The sequence below is a fragment of the Methylosinus sp. LW4 genome, assembly GCF_000379125.1.
Taxonomy (GTDB): domain Bacteria; phylum Pseudomonadota; class Alphaproteobacteria; order Rhizobiales; family Beijerinckiaceae; genus Methylosinus.
Window position 1 is genome coordinate 964,784 of record NZ_KB900626.1, and the last position, 17,318, is coordinate 982,101.

General features: G+C 66.6%; 13 protein-coding genes. 8 read left to right on the forward strand and 5 right to left on the reverse strand.

Translation table 11 applies throughout. The features are described 5' to 3' along the window. Window positions 1-3: 3 nt before the first annotated feature. From dxr to lpxB, 7 genes are all read left to right on the forward strand, one after another. Complete coding sequence (gene dxr, locus METLW4_RS0104885) at window positions 4-1,248, forward strand: 1-deoxy-D-xylulose-5-phosphate reductoisomerase (RefSeq protein ID WP_018265086.1); 1,245 nt, start codon at window positions 4-6, stop codon at window positions 1,246-1,248. 75 nt (window positions 1,249-1,323) lie between these two features. Then, entirely contained in the window at window positions 1,324-2,466 is a 1,143-nt protein-coding gene (gene rseP, locus METLW4_RS0104890) for an RIP metalloprotease RseP (RefSeq protein WP_018265087.1), read from the forward strand. A 352-nt stretch (window positions 2,467-2,818) separates the two neighbouring features. Continuing rightward, complete coding sequence (bamA, locus tag METLW4_RS0104895; RefSeq protein WP_018265088.1) at window positions 2,819-5,305, forward strand: outer membrane protein assembly factor BamA; 2,487 nt, start codon at window positions 2,819-2,821, stop codon at window positions 5,303-5,305. Window positions 5,306-5,482: 177 nt separating this feature from the next. Continuing rightward, on the forward strand, window positions 5,483-6,526 hold the full coding sequence (lpxD, locus tag METLW4_RS0104900; protein ID WP_018265089.1) for a UDP-3-O-(3-hydroxymyristoyl)glucosamine N-acyltransferase: 1,044 nt from the start codon (window positions 5,483-5,485) through the stop codon (window positions 6,524-6,526). 81 nt (window positions 6,527-6,607) lie between these two features. Beyond that, a complete protein-coding gene (gene fabZ, locus METLW4_RS0104905; protein ID WP_018265090.1) occupies window positions 6,608-7,069 on the forward strand; it encodes a 3-hydroxyacyl-ACP dehydratase FabZ in 462 nt (153 codons plus the stop codon). 28 nt (window positions 7,070-7,097) lie between these two features. Beyond that, window positions 7,098-7,913, forward strand: a complete 816-nt coding sequence (gene lpxA, locus METLW4_RS0104910) for an acyl-ACP--UDP-N-acetylglucosamine O-acyltransferase (protein ID WP_018265091.1) — start codon at window positions 7,098-7,100, stop codon at window positions 7,911-7,913. Between the two features lie 4 nt (window positions 7,914-7,917). Further along, complete coding sequence (gene lpxB / locus METLW4_RS0104915; RefSeq protein WP_026191261.1) at window positions 7,918-9,075, forward strand: lipid-A-disaccharide synthase; 1,158 nt, start codon at window positions 7,918-7,920, stop codon at window positions 9,073-9,075. Between the two features lie 172 nt (window positions 9,076-9,247). Here the strand turns inward: lpxB and METLW4_RS24035 are convergent, their stop codons facing one another. From METLW4_RS24035 to gltX, 5 genes are all read right to left on the reverse strand, one after another. Then, on the reverse strand, window positions 9,248-10,672 hold the full coding sequence (locus METLW4_RS24035) for a PAN domain-containing protein (RefSeq protein ID WP_083919217.1): 1,425 nt from the start codon (window positions 10,670-10,672) through the stop codon (window positions 9,248-9,250). A 199-nt stretch (window positions 10,673-10,871) separates the two neighbouring features. Then, on the reverse strand, window positions 10,872-11,015 hold the full coding sequence (locus METLW4_RS27635) for a hypothetical protein (protein WP_018265093.1): 144 nt from the start codon (window positions 11,013-11,015) through the stop codon (window positions 10,872-10,874). A gap of 67 nt (window positions 11,016-11,082) precedes the next feature. Continuing rightward, window positions 11,083-11,730, reverse strand: coding sequence for a hypothetical protein (locus METLW4_RS0104930; RefSeq protein ID WP_018265094.1), 648 nt, complete (start codon window positions 11,728-11,730; stop codon window positions 11,083-11,085). Between the two features lie 137 nt (window positions 11,731-11,867). Further along, window positions 11,868-13,154: a citrate synthase gene (locus METLW4_RS0104935; RefSeq protein ID WP_018265095.1), complete on the reverse strand. Its 1,287-nt coding sequence runs from the start codon at window positions 13,152-13,154 to the stop codon at window positions 11,868-11,870. A gap of 332 nt (window positions 13,155-13,486) precedes the next feature. Then, window positions 13,487-14,914 (reverse strand): glutamate--tRNA ligase, encoded by a 1,428-nt coding sequence (gene gltX, locus METLW4_RS0104940; RefSeq protein WP_018265096.1) that lies wholly within the window; start codon window positions 14,912-14,914, stop codon window positions 13,487-13,489. A gap of 354 nt (window positions 14,915-15,268) precedes the next feature. Here gltX and METLW4_RS0104945 point away from each other — a divergent pair, with 354 nt between their 5' ends. Next, window positions 15,269-17,266, forward strand: coding sequence for an SPFH domain-containing protein (locus METLW4_RS0104945; protein WP_018265097.1), 1,998 nt, complete (start codon window positions 15,269-15,271; stop codon window positions 17,264-17,266). Window positions 17,267-17,318: the final 52 nt, after the last annotated feature.

Sequence of the window (17,318 nt, forward strand, 5' to 3'; positions counted from 1 at the left end):
CACATGGCGACAGGGACAGGATCGGATCAGCTCGGGACGGGGTCGCGCGGCCGGCCGCCGAAGCGAATCGCGCTGCTCGGCGCGACCGGATCGATCGGTCGCTCCACCGTCGATCTGCTGCTGCGCAACCCGGAAGCCTATTCCGTCGCGGCCATCGCCGGCGGGCGCGACCACGCCGCTCTGGCGCGGACGGCGCTGGCGGTGAAGGCCGAATTCGTCGCCATTCGCGACGAGGACGGCTATGCGGCGCTGAAGGAGGCGCTCTCCGGCACCAATATTCAGGTCGCCGCCGGACGCGAGGCGGTGATCGAGGCCGCGACGCGCGAGGCCGATCTCGTCGTGTCGGCCATCGTCGGCGCCGCCGGGGTCGAGCCGACTCATGCGGCGCTGGAGCTCGGCCGCGTCGTCGCCCTCGCCAACAAGGAATGCCTCGTCTGCGCCGGCGGGCCCTTCATGCGCACGGCGCAGCAGAAAAAGGCGCGGCTGCTGCCCATCGACAGCGAGCATAACGCCATTTTCCAGGCGCTCGGGGGCGAGGACGTCTCGCGAATCGAGAAAATGACCATCACCGCCTCCGGCGGCCCGTTCCGCACCTGGACCAGGGAGGCGATCGAGGCCGCGACGGTGGAGCAGGCGCTCAACCATCCCAATTGGGCGATGGGGCCGAAAAACACGATCGATTCGGCCAGCCTGATGAACAAGGGCCTCGAGCTGATCGAGGCGCATCATATTTTCGCCGTGCCGGCGGAAAAGCTCGATGTCGTCGTGCATCCGCAATCCATCGTGCATGGGCTCGTCAGCTTCACCGACGGCTCGGTCACGGCCGGGCTCGCCCGCCCGGACATGCGCGTGCCGATCGCCCATTGCCTGGCCTATCCCGAGCGAATCGAGACGCCGGCGCCGCGGCTCGATCTCGTCGCCCTCGGCGCGCTCACTTTCGAGAAGCCCGATCTCGACCGTTTTCCGGCGCTCGGCCTCGCGCTCGACGCGCTGCGCGAGGGGGGCGCCTTGCCGACAGTGCTCAACGCCGCCAATGAGATCGCGGTCGAGGCCTTCCTTTCCGGCCGCATCGGCTTCTCGGGAATCGCCCGCGAGGTCGAGAAGGCGCTGGAGGCCGCGCTCAAGGACGGCACGGCGCGGGAGCCGGCGAGCGTTGAGGACGCCCTCGATATTGACCATATTGTCAGAGAAAGATCGCGCGGCGCCTTGGCGATGAACCAGGCTTCGGGCATGTTAACGCTTCAGTAACCAAGAGAGCGAGGCCGCGTGGCGGACTCTTGGTGCGTTGCGTTTGCCGGGAGTATCGCTTTGCTGGACTTGCTCATGACGATCCTCATCTATGTCGTCCCCTTCGTCTTCGTGCTGACGATGGTGGTGTTCTTCCACGAGCTCGGCCATTTCCTCGTCGGCCGCTGGTGCGGGGTCAAGATCGACGCTTTCTCGATCGGCTTCGGGCCGGAGCTCTGGGCCTTCCACGACCGCTATGGCACGCGCTGGCGCGTGGCGGCGATCCCGCTCGGCGGCTATGTGAAGTTCCACGGCGACGCCAATGGCGCCAGCGTGCCCGATCCCGAGCGCATCGAAGCCATGCCGGAGGAGGAGCGCAAGGTCACCTTCTTCGGCCAGCCGGTGTGGAAGCGCGCCGCCATAGTGGTGGCGGGGCCGCTCGCCAATTTCGTGCTGGCGATCGTCATCTTCACCCTTCTCTACGCCTCCTTCGGCCGCAATATCCTGCTGCCCAAGGTCGCCGCCGTGCAGGCGGGCGGCGCGGCCGAGCAGGCCGGCTTCCAGACGGGCGATCTCGTCCTCACCATAGACGGCGAGCCGATCGACAGCTTCGGCAAGATGCAGGAGATCGTCTCGGCTTCGACCGGCAAGCCGCTCAGCATCGTCGTGCGCCGCGGCGGCGAGGATGTGCCGCTGCAGGCGACCCCGCAATTGCGCGAGATCGAGACCGCGCTGGGCAAGACCAAGATCGGCATGATCGGCCTGCAGGCGAGCTCCGACCCCGCCGACCAGCGCGAGGAGCGTTTCGGCGTCGGCCAGTCCTTCGTTCTCGCGGTCAATGAGACCTGGACGATCATCGGCCGCACCGCCTCCTATCTCGGCGGACTCGTCGTCGGCCGTGAGGCGACCGACCAATTGTCCGGCCCGATCGGCATTGCGCAGGTCTCCGGCCAAATGGCCAAGGCGATCGACAAGGTGGGCGTCGGGCCGCTGTTCAATCTCATCGCGATCCTGTCGATCTCGATCGGCCTGCTCAATCTGGCGCCGGTGCCGCTCCTCGACGGCGGACATCTGCTCTTCTATCTGATCGAGGCGGCGCGCGGCCGCGCGCTCGCGGAACGTACGCAAGAATACGCGTTCCGAGTCGGGCTCGCCATGGTCTGCACCTTGATGGTGTTCTCCACCTACAATGACCTCGCCAGGTTGTTGCGCCGCGTCACCGGCGCAGGGGTCGACTGACCGGCTTCGTGTCTCGTTCTTTTCTTCCCACTGAAATTCGGGGCGAAAAGGCAGGGACCGGCGGTTATGACCGCTTTTCGCCATCATTCTGGGGAGGATCGCCTCATGGGACTCGCGGCCGGCGCCGCGGGTTCCCGACGTTAACGCGACGCTGACCATAAAAAGTGGCTTCGCGGCGATGGGCCGGGCAAAACGGGGAAACTCGCGGCGTTCGGCATTTGCAGTAAACGGTAAACCTTGTAGAAGGTGAACATCGGATCGGACGGCGTGCGGTAGCGTGCGTGCGTTGTCCCAGTTCGTGAGCCGCGCCGCTTTCGGCGGGCGACGGCGCGACGAGGACTTAGGATTGACAATGCGGTCCATCGAGGCTTTTCGGAATCGTTCCTATCTCTTGGCAGCCGTGGTATCGGCGGTCCTCGGCTTCTCTCTTCCTTCCTTTGCTCAGGATATCGTCGTCGTCGGCAACGCCCGCGGCGATTCCGACGTGATCCGCTCCTATTTCTCCGGCACCAGCCCGGAGGAGATCGAGAAGGGGCTCGAAGCGCTGCGCAACAGCGGCCGCTTCGCCAATGTGAGCGCCAGCCGCGAGAAGGGACGCGTGGTCATCCATGTGTCGGAGACCAATCTCATCAACCGCGTCGTCTTCGAGGGCAACAGCAAGGTCAAGACCGACACGCTGACCTCGGAAGTGCGCACGCGCGCGCATGGCTCCTTCAATCAGACCGTCGTGCAGCAGGACATCGCGCGCCTGCTCGAGATCTACAAGCGCTCCGGCCGCGCCGCCGCCAAGATCACCTATCGCACCGTGCAGCTGCCCAATGGCCGCATCGATGTGGTGTTCACGGTGGAGGAGGGCGACAAGACCGGCGTCAAGGAGATCAAATTCGTCGGCAACACCGTCTACTCGACCGGCCGTCTCGTCGATCTGATGGAAACGACGGAGATGAACTTCCTGTCGTTCATCAAGACGAGCGACGTCTATGATCCCGACCGCATCGCCTCCGATCTCGAATTGGTGCGCCGCTTCTATCTGAAGAACGGCTACGCCGACTTCCACGTCGTCAGCTCCGACGCCGTGTTCGATCCGGGCCAGGGCGGCTATGTCATCACGGTCGTGGTGGAGGAGGGGCCGCAGTATCGCGTCTCCAACGTCGATGTCGAATCGCATCTGCCCGATATCGATCCGGCCTCTCTGCAGCCCTATCTGCGTCTTTCCGCCGGCGACGTCTATAATGGCGACGCGGTGGAGAAGACGGTCGAATCGCTGACCCGCGAGATCGCCAAGAAGGGCTACGCCTTCTCGCAGGCGCGCCCGCGCGGCGAGCGCAATCCCGCCGCTCAGACGGTGGCGATCCGCTTCGTCGTCGACGAAGGTCCGCGCGTCTATATCGAGCGCATCAATATTCGCGGCAACACGCGCACGCGCGACTATGTCATTCGCCGCGAGTTCGAGATCGGCGAAGGCGACGCCTATAATCGCGTGCTGGTCGATCGCGCGGAGCGCCGCCTCAACGGCCTCGGCTTCTTCAAGAAGGTCCGCGTCACCAACGAGCCGGGCTCGGCCGCCGATCGTGTCATCGTCAATGTGGACGTCGAGGATCAGGCGACCGGCAATTTCGGCGTGTCGGGCGGCTATTCGACGACGGAAGGCTTCATCGGCGAAGTCTCGGTGTCGGAGAGCAACTTCCTCGGCCGCGGCCAGGCGACGCGCCTCTCGGTGCAGGCCGGCCAGCGCGCCCGCGGCGTGTCGTTCAGCTTCACCGAGCCTTACTTCCTCGATCAGCGCTTCTCGGCGGGCTTCGATCTCTTCGCGAAGAAGTCGGACGCCTACAACTACTCCTACTATTCAACCACCTCGATCGGCGGCACGCTGCGCTTCGGCGTGCCGATCACCGAGGAGATCAGCTTCTCGCCGCGTTATTCGATCTACAACACGACGATCTCCATCCCCAACGACAGCAACCGGCCCTACAACGACTGTCAGACGCCGCTGCCGGGATATACGCCGGGCTTCGGCTATATCTTCGCGCCGACGCCGGCCGATCTCAACATTCTCTATAACTGTCAGTCGAATGGCGAGGCCTCGCTGGCCATCAAGGAATCGCAGGGATCGCGGCTCACCTCGCTCATCGGCTACACGCTGTCGTACAATTCGCTCGACAATTTCCGCAATCCGAAGAACGGCATCCATTCGCAGCTGTCGCAGGATATCGCCGGCCTCGGCGGAAACAGCCGCTACGTGCGCACGACCGGCGACCTCCGCTACTTCCACGAGATTCCCTATGTGGATGACGTGGTCGGCATCGCGCGCGTGCAGGGCGGCAATATGTTCGCGCTCGGCGACTATCAGTTCCGGGTGATGGACAATTTCAACCTCGGCCCGACTCTGGTGCGCGGCTTCGCGCCGGGCGGCCTCGGCCCGCGCGACATCTCCAACTGGACCAGCTCGCGCGGCAACTCACTCGGCGGCACCAATTACATCGGCGGCTCGCTCGAGGTGCAGTTCCCCATCTGGGGTCTGCCGAAGGACATCGGCCTGCGCGGCGCGCTCTTCGCCGACGCCGGCACGCTCTGGGGCTACAAGGGCGCGACGAACTTCAGCAGCAAGCTCTATGGCGTCACTCTGCCCTGCGTGTATCCCTACTCGGCGCCGACCTACGGCCAGGGCACTTGTATCGTCGTCTCGGGCGACGCCGCGCAGATCCGCTCCTCGGTCGGCGCTTCGGCGCTGTGGCAATCGCCGCTCGGGCCGATCCGCTTCGACTATGCGGTGGTGCTGTCCAAGGCCTATGGCGACATCACGCAGCGCTTCCGCTTCTCCGGCGGCACCAATTTCTAAAGGCGACGCGCTGGCGCGTCGCCGACACAGCGTCTAGAATTTGCGATCCCCGAGCGGCGAGACCCGCCTCTCGGGGATCGTTTTCGTAGAGGGCGCCGCAATGGCCTCGGGCCGGCCGGCGTTCTCCTTGCGTTTTTCGTCCCGGCCGCGGCCGGGCGCGACGAGGAGGAGCGCGGCATGGGCGCCGCTGGATTTTTCCGCCTCGACCGGCCGCTGACGGCGGCGGAGGTCGCCGAGATCGCGGGCGCGCGCCTCCCCGAGGCCGCCGCGGCCGCCGAGGACGTCATCATCGGCGTCGCGCCGCTCGATCTGGCGCGACCGGGCGAGCTCGCCTTTTATGACCGTCGACGTTATGCGCAGGCGCTCCGCCTCTGCCGCGCCACCGCCTGCCTGCTGCGCGCGCGCGATCTCGATTCGCTGCCGAGTGGCGTCATTCCGCTGGTGACGCCCGAGCCCCACAAGGCCATGGCGAGGGTGATGGCGCGGCTGTTTCCCGATTCGCTGCGGCCGCAGTCGCTATTTTCCGCGAGCGGCGTCTCGCCCGGCGCGATCATCCACCCGACAGCGCGGCTGGAGCCGGGCGTCTTAGTCGATCCTGGCGCCGTCGTCGGCCCGCGCGCGGAGATCGGCTCGGGCAGCGTCATCGGCCCGCAAGCCGTGATCGGCCCGGATGTCCGCATCGGGCGCGACTGCTCCATCGGCGCCAATGTCAGCGTCGTCTGCGCGCTCATCGGCGACCGCGTCATCCTTCATCCGGGCGCGCGGCTCGGCCAGGACGGCTTCGGCTTCGCGCTGTCGACGGAAGGGCATGTGAAGGCGCCGCAGATCGGTCGCGTCATTGTGCAGGACGATGTGGAGATCGGCGCCAATACGACGATCGACCGCGGCGCGACGCGCGACACCATCATCGGGGAGGGGACCAAGATCGACAATCTGGTCCAGATCGGCCACAACGTCGTCATCGGCCGCGGCTGCGTCATCGTCGCGCAATCGGGACTCGCCGGCTCTTGCGAGCTCGGCGATTTCGTCGCTCTGGGCGGCCAATCGGCGATCGGCGGCCATATCACCATTGGCGAAGGCGCGCAGATTGCCGCCAAATCCGGCGTGACCCGTGACGTGCCGGCCGGCGCGCGCTGGAGCGGCGCGCCCGCGCGCCCCGTGCGGCGCCATTTGCGCGGCGAGCTTCTGCTCGATCGCCAATCTCGCCGCGAGGCGAGGTAAACCGGCGCCGGACGCCGGGTGAACGAGAGACGGGCCAGCGGCGGAGAGACGCGTGGGACCCGGAGGGGGAGGAAAAAGAAAATGAGCGAAGAAACAACGGCCGACGCGCCGGAAACCCTCGGCGTCCATCAGATATTGGAGCTGCTGCCGCACCGTTATCCGTTTCTGCTGGTCGATCGCATCATCGATATCCGCGGCGACGAGAGTGGCGTCGGACTGAAGAACGTCACCTTCAACGAGCCGCAGTTTCAGGGCCATTTCCCCGAAAATCCGGTGTTTCCGGGCGTGCTGATGGTGGAGGCCATGGCGCAGACGGCGGGCGCGATCGCCGCCCACATGCTGCCGAAGGGCTCGAATCGTAAGGTTTTCTTCACGACGATCGACAAGGCGAAATTCCGTCGCCCCGTCACGCCCGGCGACCGTCTCGAGTTCCACGTCGTCAAAAAGGCGCGCAAGCGCGACATTTATTGGTACGCCTGCCGGGCGCTGGTCGATGGCGTGCTGGTCTGCGAGGCGGAGCTGAGCGTGATGATCGGCGCCTGAGCGCCGCCGCATCGCCCGGACGGGGCCAATGACCGCGAGCGCGCGCATCCATCCTTCCGCTGTCGTCGAGGCGGGCGCGCGCCTCGGCGAGGGCGTCGTCATCGGGCCATTCTGCCATATCGGCGCCGAGGTCGAGCTCGGCGCCGGCGCGCGTCTCCTCTCGCATGTCGTCTTGACCGGGCGAACGCGCATCGGCCCGGAGGCGGAAATCCATCCTTTCGCCGCGCTCGGCGCCGCGGCGCAGGATTTGAAATCCCGCGGCCTGCCGGGCGCGCTCGTCATCGGCCGCGGCTGCCTCGCGCGCGAGGGCGTCACCATCAACGCGGGGACGCCGGCGGGCGGCGGAGAGACGCGTATCGGCGACGATTGCGCCTTTCTCGCCTATTCCCATGTCGGTCACGATTGCGCGATCGGCGATGGCGTGGTGCTCTCCAATAATGTGCTGCTCGGCGGCCATGTCCGCATCGGCGATCATGCGGCGATCGGCGGCGCGACGGTCGTGCATCAGCGCGTGCGCATCGGCGCGCATAGCTTCGTCGCGGGCCTCTCGGGCCTCGAGGGCGATCTCATTCCCTTCGGCCTCGCGGGCGGCAATCGCGCGCATTTGTTCGGCCTCAATCTCGTCGGCCTGCGCCGGCGCGGCTTTTCCGACGCGCGCCTCGCTGTTTTGCGCGAGGCGTTTCGCTGCTTGTTCCCGCAGGAGACGGGCGCCGATGTGCTGGCCGCGCGCGTCGAATCTGTCGCTGCGGATTTCGCCGGCGCCGAGGATGTGGAGGCGTTGATCGCCTTTCTGCGCGCCGAGCGGGAGCGGCCGCTCTGCGTGCCGCGTCCGGCGCGGAGCTAGGGCGGTGGCGAGGCCCGGCCATGTGTTTCTCGTCGCGGGCGAGGCCTCCGGCGATCTCCTCGGCGCGCTGCTGATGCGCGCGCTGCGGGCCGAGCGGCCGGAGATTCGCTTCTCCGGCGTCGGCGGCGAGGCGATGGCGCGCGAAGGGCTCGCGAGCCTGTTTCCCCTAGGCGATATCGCCGTCATGGGCCTCGTTCCCGTGCTGCGGCTCCTGCCGACGCTGCTCGAGCGCATAGACCGAACGGCGCGCGCGGCCGTGGAGACGCAGCCCGATTGCCTCGTGCTCATCGATGCGCCGGATTTCACCCATCGCGTGGCGCGGCGGGTGCGGCGCGCGCGGCCGGAACTGCCGATCCTCGATTATGTGAGCCCGACGGTCTGGGCCTGGCGGCCTGGACGGGCGCGGGCGATGCGCGCCTATATCGACGAGGTGCTGGCTCTGCTACCCTTCGAGCCGGCGGCGCATCGGCGGCTCGGCGGCCCGGCCTGCGTCCATGTGGGCCATCCGCTGCTCGATTGCCTCGACGCGCTGACGCCATCGGCCGCCGAGCTGGCGGCGCGCGAGATGGAGAGGCCGCTGCTGCTCGTCCTGCCGGGCTCGCGCCGCGCCGAGGTGGCGCGGCTCATGCCGGCTTTCGGCGAGACAGTGGCGGCGCTCGCCGCGCGATGCGGGCCGTTGGATGTGGCCCTCCCTGTCGTGCCCCATGTCGCCGAAGACATCGAAGCGCGCCTCGCCGGCTGGCCGCTGCGGCCCCGGCTTCTCTCGCAAGAGGAGAAGCCGGCGGCTTTCCGCCGGGCGCGCGCGGCGCTCGTCGCCTCGGGCGTGGCGACCTTGGAGCTGGCGCTCGCCGGCGTTCCCATGGTCGTCGCCTATAAGGTCGCGCCGATCGAATGGCCGCTGCGCGCGCTCATCAGCGTCGACAGCATAGTGCTGCCCAATCTCGTGCTCGGCGAGCGGATCATTCCCGAATTTTTGCAGAAGCGGGCGGAGCCCGAGGCGCTCGCGGCGGCGCTGGGGCCGCTCCTGCGCGGCGGCGCCGAGCGCGCGGCGCAAGCGAGCGGCCTCGTGCGCGTGCGCGAGCGCATGCTGGTGGATGGGCGCAGCCCCAGCGCGCGCGCCGCCGAGCGTGTGCTCTTAAGGCTGGACGGCGCGAGCAAATAGGGGAGGCCGCGCTTCCGGACGCGTGACCTCCCCGCGATATGTAAAAAACGTAACCAACAGCAACAACGCTCGAGGCTTAGCCCGGCTTCACCTTCGCCGCATCCCCCATTTGGGAGAGGTCGCGCAAAATTCGGCGAGCAGAGCCTTCATCCTGGTCGGCTCACGTCTCGCTCTATTCTTGACGCTTGCCGCCGCTGTCGGCCAGCTCATTGGAAAAATATTCTCCAGTCGATTTGAACAGATGACAGGCGCTCTCGTCGAGACGGAAGGTGAAAGCGACGCAGGCGTCCTCCTCGCGGCAGGCCGCCTCGCAGGCGTCGGGACCTTCGGCGGAGGCCGTCTTATAGCCGGCGCCGGGGAAGGCCTTGGACGGGTAGCGCTCCATGGCGAGCGCGCCGGAGGGCGCGCGCGGAATGCGAATGTCCTCGCGCAGGCCGCTGGTCATGCGCGGATTGAGCGCGAAAGCGACGGCCGCGGATTTGAGGCGGCAGGTGCGATTCCAGCGATCGAAGGCATAGGCCCGGCAATCGGCGCGGCCGCGGCAGGCGGCGACGCAGGCGGGCTGATCGAGCTTGCGCAGAGTGGCGAGCGTCGGCCCCGTGAGGTCGCGATTGTCGAAGCCGCGAAAGGCCGTCGGCTTTTGCGGGCCGATGACGGCGGGCGGAAGCCGCTCCGGCTCCTCCTCCGGCGCGAGCGCTGTCGTCGCCTCCGGCGCTGGCGTCTCCGCTCGCGGCGCGATCTGAGTCGCAGCGGAGATCGCCTCTTTCGCCGGCGGCTCGGACGGCGCTAGCGCGATAGGCGCCGGGCTGCTCGGCGGGAAGGGGGATATCTTCGCGCGCGCGAGCTCGGGATCGGCGTCGATCGCGCGCGCGATCACATAGGCCTTGTCCTCGCGCAGCAGCGCCGCGAGCGCCTCCTCGCGCGCCCGGCTCGCCGCGAGATCGCCGAGCGTCGCGCGGGCGCGCGTCTCCAGCTCGCTCGCGGAAGCATCGAGATGCGCGAGCGCAGCGCGCAGCTCGGGCGGCGCAGCCTCGGAACGCCGCGCCCATTGCGCGCCGCCGATGAGGGCGGCGAAAAGGACGAGCGCTGTGACGAGAAGGGCGCGCCCTCGGCGGCGCGGCGGCGGCGGCGCGGCTGCGATGGCGGCGGCCGTTTCCGCCGCTCGCTGCGCCGCGCGCCGCTGCGCCTCGGCGAGGCGCTCCTCCAATCGCTGAATATGGCGGGCGCCTTCGTCGAGACGCTGCTCCAGCTCCTGCGATCGCGCATCGGCTTCCGGGCTCGCGCTCGCGGCGCTCGGCGGCTCCAGCCGCCGCGCGCCGCGCTCCAGCCAGATCTCGAACAGAGTGGAGAGGTTCGGCTTGGGCGAGGAAATTCCGCGCCGCTCGCGATCGAGCCAGGCGTCGAAATCGCGGGCGAAAGCGGCGAGCACATTCTCGACCGTCGTCTGCTCGCGCGCGGCGCGCTGCTCGTAATGACGGCGCGCGTCGCGCAGCATCGTCGCGCATTCCTCGCGATATTGCGCCTCGACCTCGTCCCATGAACGTCGCGCGTCGGGAGCGCTCGCCTCGCGCCGCGCCACATCGTTCACAGCACCCATCGTCGTCTCCCGCTTCGTGCTCTCGGCCGCTGCGCGGTCGTTCGATCACGTTCGGTTTCTAATACGGATTTGCGGCGCTCGTCCAAATCATGCGCCGTCGTCGCGGCGGCGACGACGGAGTTCACGGGCGGTCCCTTGGGACACGGGGGATTTTGCCGCGGGCGGGGCGGGGGCGTTTCGCTCATGACGAATGATCCGATCATGGCGAATCGCGCGGGATGCGATTCGGCGATTCGCCGGGGCTGAAATCGATGATTGAAACGCAGCGACGAAAAGCACGCGCAGGGCGAAAAATGCTCGCGTGAATCGAGGGGCGGGCGTCGCCATTGGCGGCGACGAACATGTCGATTTCGAGTCGCGCGCCCGTGTCTGCGCAACCTACGGAGAGGCCGGCGCCGACCGCTCGACGATCACGCGCGCAGGACGGCGCGGCCGGAGCGAATGGCGGAGACGATGCGAACGACGATCTCCGAGCCCGTGCGGCGGCTGCGCGCGTCGAATTCCGTCGCTGCCTCGGGCGTCAATATATCGAGATAGGACTCGGCGACGCGCAGCTTCTCGCTCATCGTGGGATCGACATAGCCGAGCGCGAAAGAGAGCGCGGGCGTGCGCCCGGCGACGACGGTCGCATGATCGTCGGTGACGAGATGGCTCGCATGGAGCGAGCCGCCGATCTCGCAGCGGCCGGCGCTCGAGCTGTTGAAGACCGCGCCTTCCGCGCGCAGATCGCCGCGCACCACCACCTCGGCGCCGCCGAGCGTGACCGTGCGCGCTCTGAGATTGCCGCGCGCCAGCACGAAGGCCGCCGAGCCGTCGAAGGAATTGTCCATGAGATCGCCGTCGATCGTCACATCGCCATCGACGACGAGCCCTGCGATCTTGTCGCACCACATCCATTGATAGAGCTCTATGTCGCCGACATAGGCGAAATCGCCCGGGCAATAGGCGATGCGGAAAGTGGAGAGATCGAAGAGGCCGAGGCTGATCTCGCGATCGAAGCGCAGCTTCTGGCGCGCCTCCTCGAAAGAGAGCAATTCATAGGACCCCGTCTCGATCATTTCCGCCTCCTCGTTTGGTGAGGAGACAATGGCGGGAGCGGAACCGTAAATCTGTGCGTGAGCGCACAAGACGTTTCGGCCTTCGCATCTCGAGACGCGAAGGCCGGCATCAGCGTTCGGACGTCAGCGCTTCGACATCAGCGCTTCGACATGGGCAGATAGTCGCGCTGCTTCTCGCCCGTGTAGAGCTGGCGCGGGCGGCCGATCTTGGAGCCCGGATCCTCGATCATCTCCTTCCACTGGGCGATCCAGCCGACCGTGCGCGCCACAGCGAAGAGCACGGTGAACATCGTGGTCGGCAGGCCCATCGCCTTCAGCGTGATGCCGGAATAGAAGTCGATGTTCGGATAGAGCTTCTTCTCGATGAAATATTCGTCGTGCAGAGCGATGCGCTCCAGCTCGATCGCCACATCGAGGAGATCGTCCTTGACGCCGAGCTCGGCCAGCACCTCGCGCGTCGTGCGCTGCATGATCTTCGCGCGCGGGTCGTAGTTCTTGTAGACGCGATGGCCGAAGCCCATCAGGCGGAACGGGTCGTTTTTATCCTTGGCCTTGGCGATATAGATCGGAATGCGGTCCGGCGTGCCGATCTCGGCGAGCATCTTCAGCACCGCCTCATTGGCGCCGCCATGCGCCGGTCCCCACAGCGAGGCGATGCCCGCCGCGACGCATGCGAAGGGATTGGCGCCGGAGGAGCCGGCGAGGCGCACGGTGGAGGTGGAGGCGTTCTGCTCGTGGTCGGCATGCAGCATGAAGAAGCGGTCGAGCGCCCGCGACATCACCGGATTGACCTTATATTCCTCGCAAGGAACGGCGAAGCACATGCGCAGGAAGTTCGATGTATAGTCGAGATCGTTCTTCGGATAGACGAAGGGCTGGCCGATCGAATATTTATAGGCCATGGCCGCGAGCGTCGGCAGCTTCGCGATCATGCGCGTCGAGGCGACCATGCGCTCGACCGGATCGGCGATATTCGTCGAGTCGTGATAGAAGGCCGAGAGCGCGCCCACCGACGCGACCATGACCGCCATCGGATGCGCGTCGCGGCGGAAGCCCTGGAAGAAGCGCGCCATCTGCTCATGCACCATCGTATGGCGCGTGATGCGATAGTCGAAATCGGCCTTTTGCGTCGCCGTCGGCAATTCGCCGTAGAGCAGCAGATAGCAGGTCTCGAGAAAGTCGCCGTGCTCGGCGAGCTGGTCGATCGGATAGCCGCGATAGAGGAGAATGCCCTCATCGCCGTCGATATAGGTGATTTTCGACTCGCAGCTCGCCGTGGAGGTGAAGCCAGGGTCGTAGGTGAACATGCCCGTATCGCCGTAGAGCTTGCGGATGTCGGCGACGCTGGGGCCGATCGTTCCCTCCATGATCGGCAGGCTCACGGTTTTCTCGCCGGTGTGAAAGGACGCTTCTTTTTTCGTCATGGCCCCACCTTCTCGCGTTATCCGTGCAGTTTCGCGGTGCTTCGGCGAAACGCCGCAGCATATTTTACGCCACGCCCGAGTCGCGCTTCCCCCGCGGCTCGATTTCGCCAGCGAAAATCGTCCGAGCGCAGGCGCTTTCGCGCCATGGGCCGCCGCGCCCGCTCGATCGAACGTAAATCGCTTTAAATTCAAACCCTCCTGCGATTGGCCGGCGGAATTGCGTCGGTCGCCGCGCCGTTGCGGCGCATGCGCAGCGGGCAGGGGGAGGCAATGCGGCGCAGCAGAGGACCTCTTTGTGCGTTGCACAAACTATAGCATCCCGCGCCCGCGGTTCAAGCGAGTTGCGCCGCCTGGTCGCGCAGGCGGGCGAGGCTCTCTTCCTTGCCGAGGATGGCCAGCACGTCGAAAATGCCGGGGGAGGTGGTGCGCCCGGTGAGCGCGGCGCGCAATGGCTGCGCCAGATCGCCGAGCTTCACGCCTTGCGCCGCCGCCGTCTCGCGCACGATATTCTCGGTCGCGGCGGCGCTCCACTCCTCGAGCGCGGCCAGCTTTTCCGTCAGCGCGGCGAGATGCGCCTTCGCCGTCGGCGACAGCAGCGCGGCGGCCTTGGCGTCCAGCGCCAGCGGCCGCTCGGCGAAGAGGAAGCCCGATCCGTCGACCAGCTCATTGAGCGTCTTGGCGCGCGCCTTGAGGCCGGGCATGGCCGCGGCGAGCTGCGCCTTGCGCTTGTCGTCGAGCTTGGCGGCGAGCGCCGCGCCGCCCTCGAGATAAGGCAGAGTGGCGATCAGCGCCTCGAGCAGCTCGGAATCCTCGCTGCTGCGCAGATAATGGCCGTTCATATTCTCGAGCTTCACGAAATCGAAGCGCGCCGGCGAGCGATGAATGCTCTCGAGATCGAAAGCCTCGATCATCTCCGCGGTCGAGAAAAACTCGCGGTCGCCCTGGCTCCAGCCGAGGCGCAAAAGATAATTGCGCAGCGCCGCCGGCAGATAGCCCATGCCGCGATAGGCGTCCACGCCGAGCGCGCCATGGCGCTTCGACAGCTTGGCGCCGTCCGGCCCGTGAATGAGCGGAATATGGGCGAGCTTGGGAGCCTCCCATCCCAGCGCGTCATAGATGTGCTTTTGCCGCGCGGCGTTGGTGAGATGATCGTCGCCGCGGATGATCTGCGTCACGCCCATATCGTGATCGTCGACGACGACGGCGAGCATATAGGTCGGCGCGCCATCGGAGCGCAGCAGCACGAAATCGTCGATATCCTTGTTGGGGAAGACGACGCGGCCCTGCACGGCGTCCTCGATCACCGTCTCGCCCTCTTGCGGAGTCTTCAGCCGAATGACCGGCGCGACGCCCGCCGGCGCCTCGGACGGATCGCGGTCGCGCCAGCGCCCGTCATAGCGCGGCGGACGGCCCTCGGCGCGCGCCCTCTCGCGCATCTCCTCCAGCTCCTGCGCGCTGGCGTAGCAGCGATAGGCCTTGCCTTTGGCGAGCAGCTCCTCGGCGATCTCGCGATGACGCGGCGCGCGCGCGAATTGAAATACGGCGTCGCCGTCCCAATCGAGCCCGAGCCAGCGCATTCCATCGAAAATAGCGTCGACGGCCGCCTGGGTGGAGCGCTCGCGATCCGTGTCTTCTATGCGCAGCAGAAAGCGCCCGCCATGGCGCTTGGCGTAGAGCCAGCTGAACAGCGCCGTGCGCGCGCTGCCGATATGGAGGAAGCCGGTGGGCGAGGGGGCGAAGCGCGTGACGACCTGGGACATGAGCGCGGCTGACGGTCCTTGAGAATTTAGAGCGGAGGCCCGTCTAGCACGCTGCGGGCCAGGGGGGAACTGCGGGGGGAGGGGCGCTCCCGGGCCTCGGCGTCCGGCCGATGGCGTAACGGGCTCGCAAGATGCCGACGTCGATTTTTATCTTTGGCTATATCAAATATTTGAGAGCGCCTTCACCTGTCGGCGACCTTCAATGCTCCTTGCAACTCCCCCGCTCGCACCCCACGTCTCGCGCCGCATGATCCGCGGCTGCGCCGAAGGCGCGGCGCTGCATGCTCCCGGCGGAATGCGCCTGGGATATAGAGGCTTTGAACCGCGCATTCCGCTCAACCATGAGCAAATGAGATGTTTCCCCTCGATTATCCTCTGACGCCGTTCTGGCAGACGAGCCTTCTCGTCGCTGGAGCGGTCGGATTGCTGCTGCTTCTCGCGCTCGTCGGCGGCGCCGTTCGCTATATTCCGAATGATCGGCTCGGCGTTTTGGAGAAGCTGTGGAGCTTTCACGGCTCGGTCGGCGAAGGCTTCATCGCGCTGAAAGGCGAAGCGGGCTTTCAGCCCGACGCGCTGCGCGGCGGCTTTCATTTCTTCGTCCCCTTCCAATATCGCGTGCATCGCGTGCCGCTGGTCTCCATTCCGCAGGGACAGATCGGCTATGTCTATGCGCGCGACGGCGCCGCGCTCGCGCCGGAGCAGACGCTCGCGTCCAATGAGAAGGCGTCCGATTTCGAGGATGTGCGCGGCTTTCTCGTGCAGGGCGGGCAGAAGGGGCCGCAGCGCAAGATTTTGCGCGAGGGCGTCTACGCCATCAATCTCGCGCAATTCGTCGTGCTGACCGCGGCGCGCAATTACGCGGTGACGCTGGCGTCCAACGACGATGAGCTGTTCGCGCGCACGGCGGCGATCATCGGCGCGCGCCACGGCTTCGAGCCCATCGTCATCAAGGACGAGCAGGATGTGCTCGGCGTCGTCACCGTGCATGACGGTCCGGCGCTGCGCGAGGGCGAGATCATCGCGCCTTCGGTCGGCGGCGAGGCCTCCGATCCGAGCTTTCACAACAACTTCCAAAATCCTGAAGCCTTCTTGCGCGCCGGCGGCTTTCGCGGGCGTCAGCATCAGGTGCTCGTCGACGGCAGCTATTACATCAATCGCCTGTTCGCGACGGTAGAGCTCGTCCCGAAGACGATCGTCGACGTCGGCACGGTCGGCGTCGTCGTGTCCTATACGGGCGCGAGCGGCGTCGATATTTCGGGCGACGATTATCGCCATGGCGAATTGGTCGCGCCCGGCTGTCGCGGCGTGTGGAGCAAGCCGCTGCTGCCCGGCAAATACGCCTTCAACACTTACGCCGGAAAAATCATCGCGGTGCCGACGACGAATTTTGTTTTAAAATGGACGGCGGAATCGACCGGCCCGCATCGTCTCGATGAAAATCTCTCGGAGATCGCGCTCATCACCAAGGACGCCTTCGAGCCTTTGATGCCGCTCTCCGTCGTCGTCCATATCGACTATATGAAAGCGCCGCTGGTGGTGCAGCGTTTCGGCGACGTCAAGCGGCTCGTCGAGCAGACGCTCGATCCCATGGTCTCGGCCTATTTCAAAAATATCGGCCAGACCAAGACGCTCATCCAATTGCTGCAGGAGCGCAGCGACATTCAGAGCCGCTCCAGCGAGGAGATGCGCGCCAAATTCGCCGCCTATAGCCTCGATCTGCAAGAGGTGCTGATCGGAACGCCGCGCGCCGACAAGGAGCGCGGATCATCGGCGATCGAGTCGATATTGGCGCAGCTGCGCGAGCGGCAGATCGCGGTGGAGAAGGTGGAGACCTATCGGCTGCAGGAGGCCGCCGCGGCGCAGGAGAGGAGCCTGCGCGAGAAGCAGGCGCTCGCCGAGCAGCAGGCCAATATCACGGCCTCGTCGCTCGCCATTCAATTGCGCGAGAACGAAGGCAAGGCGCGCCTCGCGCAGACGCGCCAGGAGGCGGAGACGATCCAGGTGACGGCGAAAGCCAACGCCGAGCGCGCCCGCGTCGAAGGACAGGGCGAGGCGGATCGCATTCGCGCCATCGGCTTCGCCGACGCCGAGAAGATCAAGGCCGTAGGCCTCGCGCAGGCGGAGGCGACGGAAAAGCAGGTCGCCGCCTATGGCGGCCCGGAGTATCAGCTCAACTCGACCGTGCTGCTGCGCTTCGCCGAGGCGATCGAGAATGGCAAGCTGCCGCTCGTTCCCGGCATTGTCGTCGGCGGCGGCGATGGCTGCGCCAATGGCGGCGGGCTCGTCGAGATGCTGCTCGCCATGCTGGTCGCCGAGAAGGGAGAGGCGCGAAAGGGGCTTCCCCCGGCGTAACATCCGGCTGCGCGCTCGCGTATAGACTGCGGACGGGCGGCGGCCGTGGCGT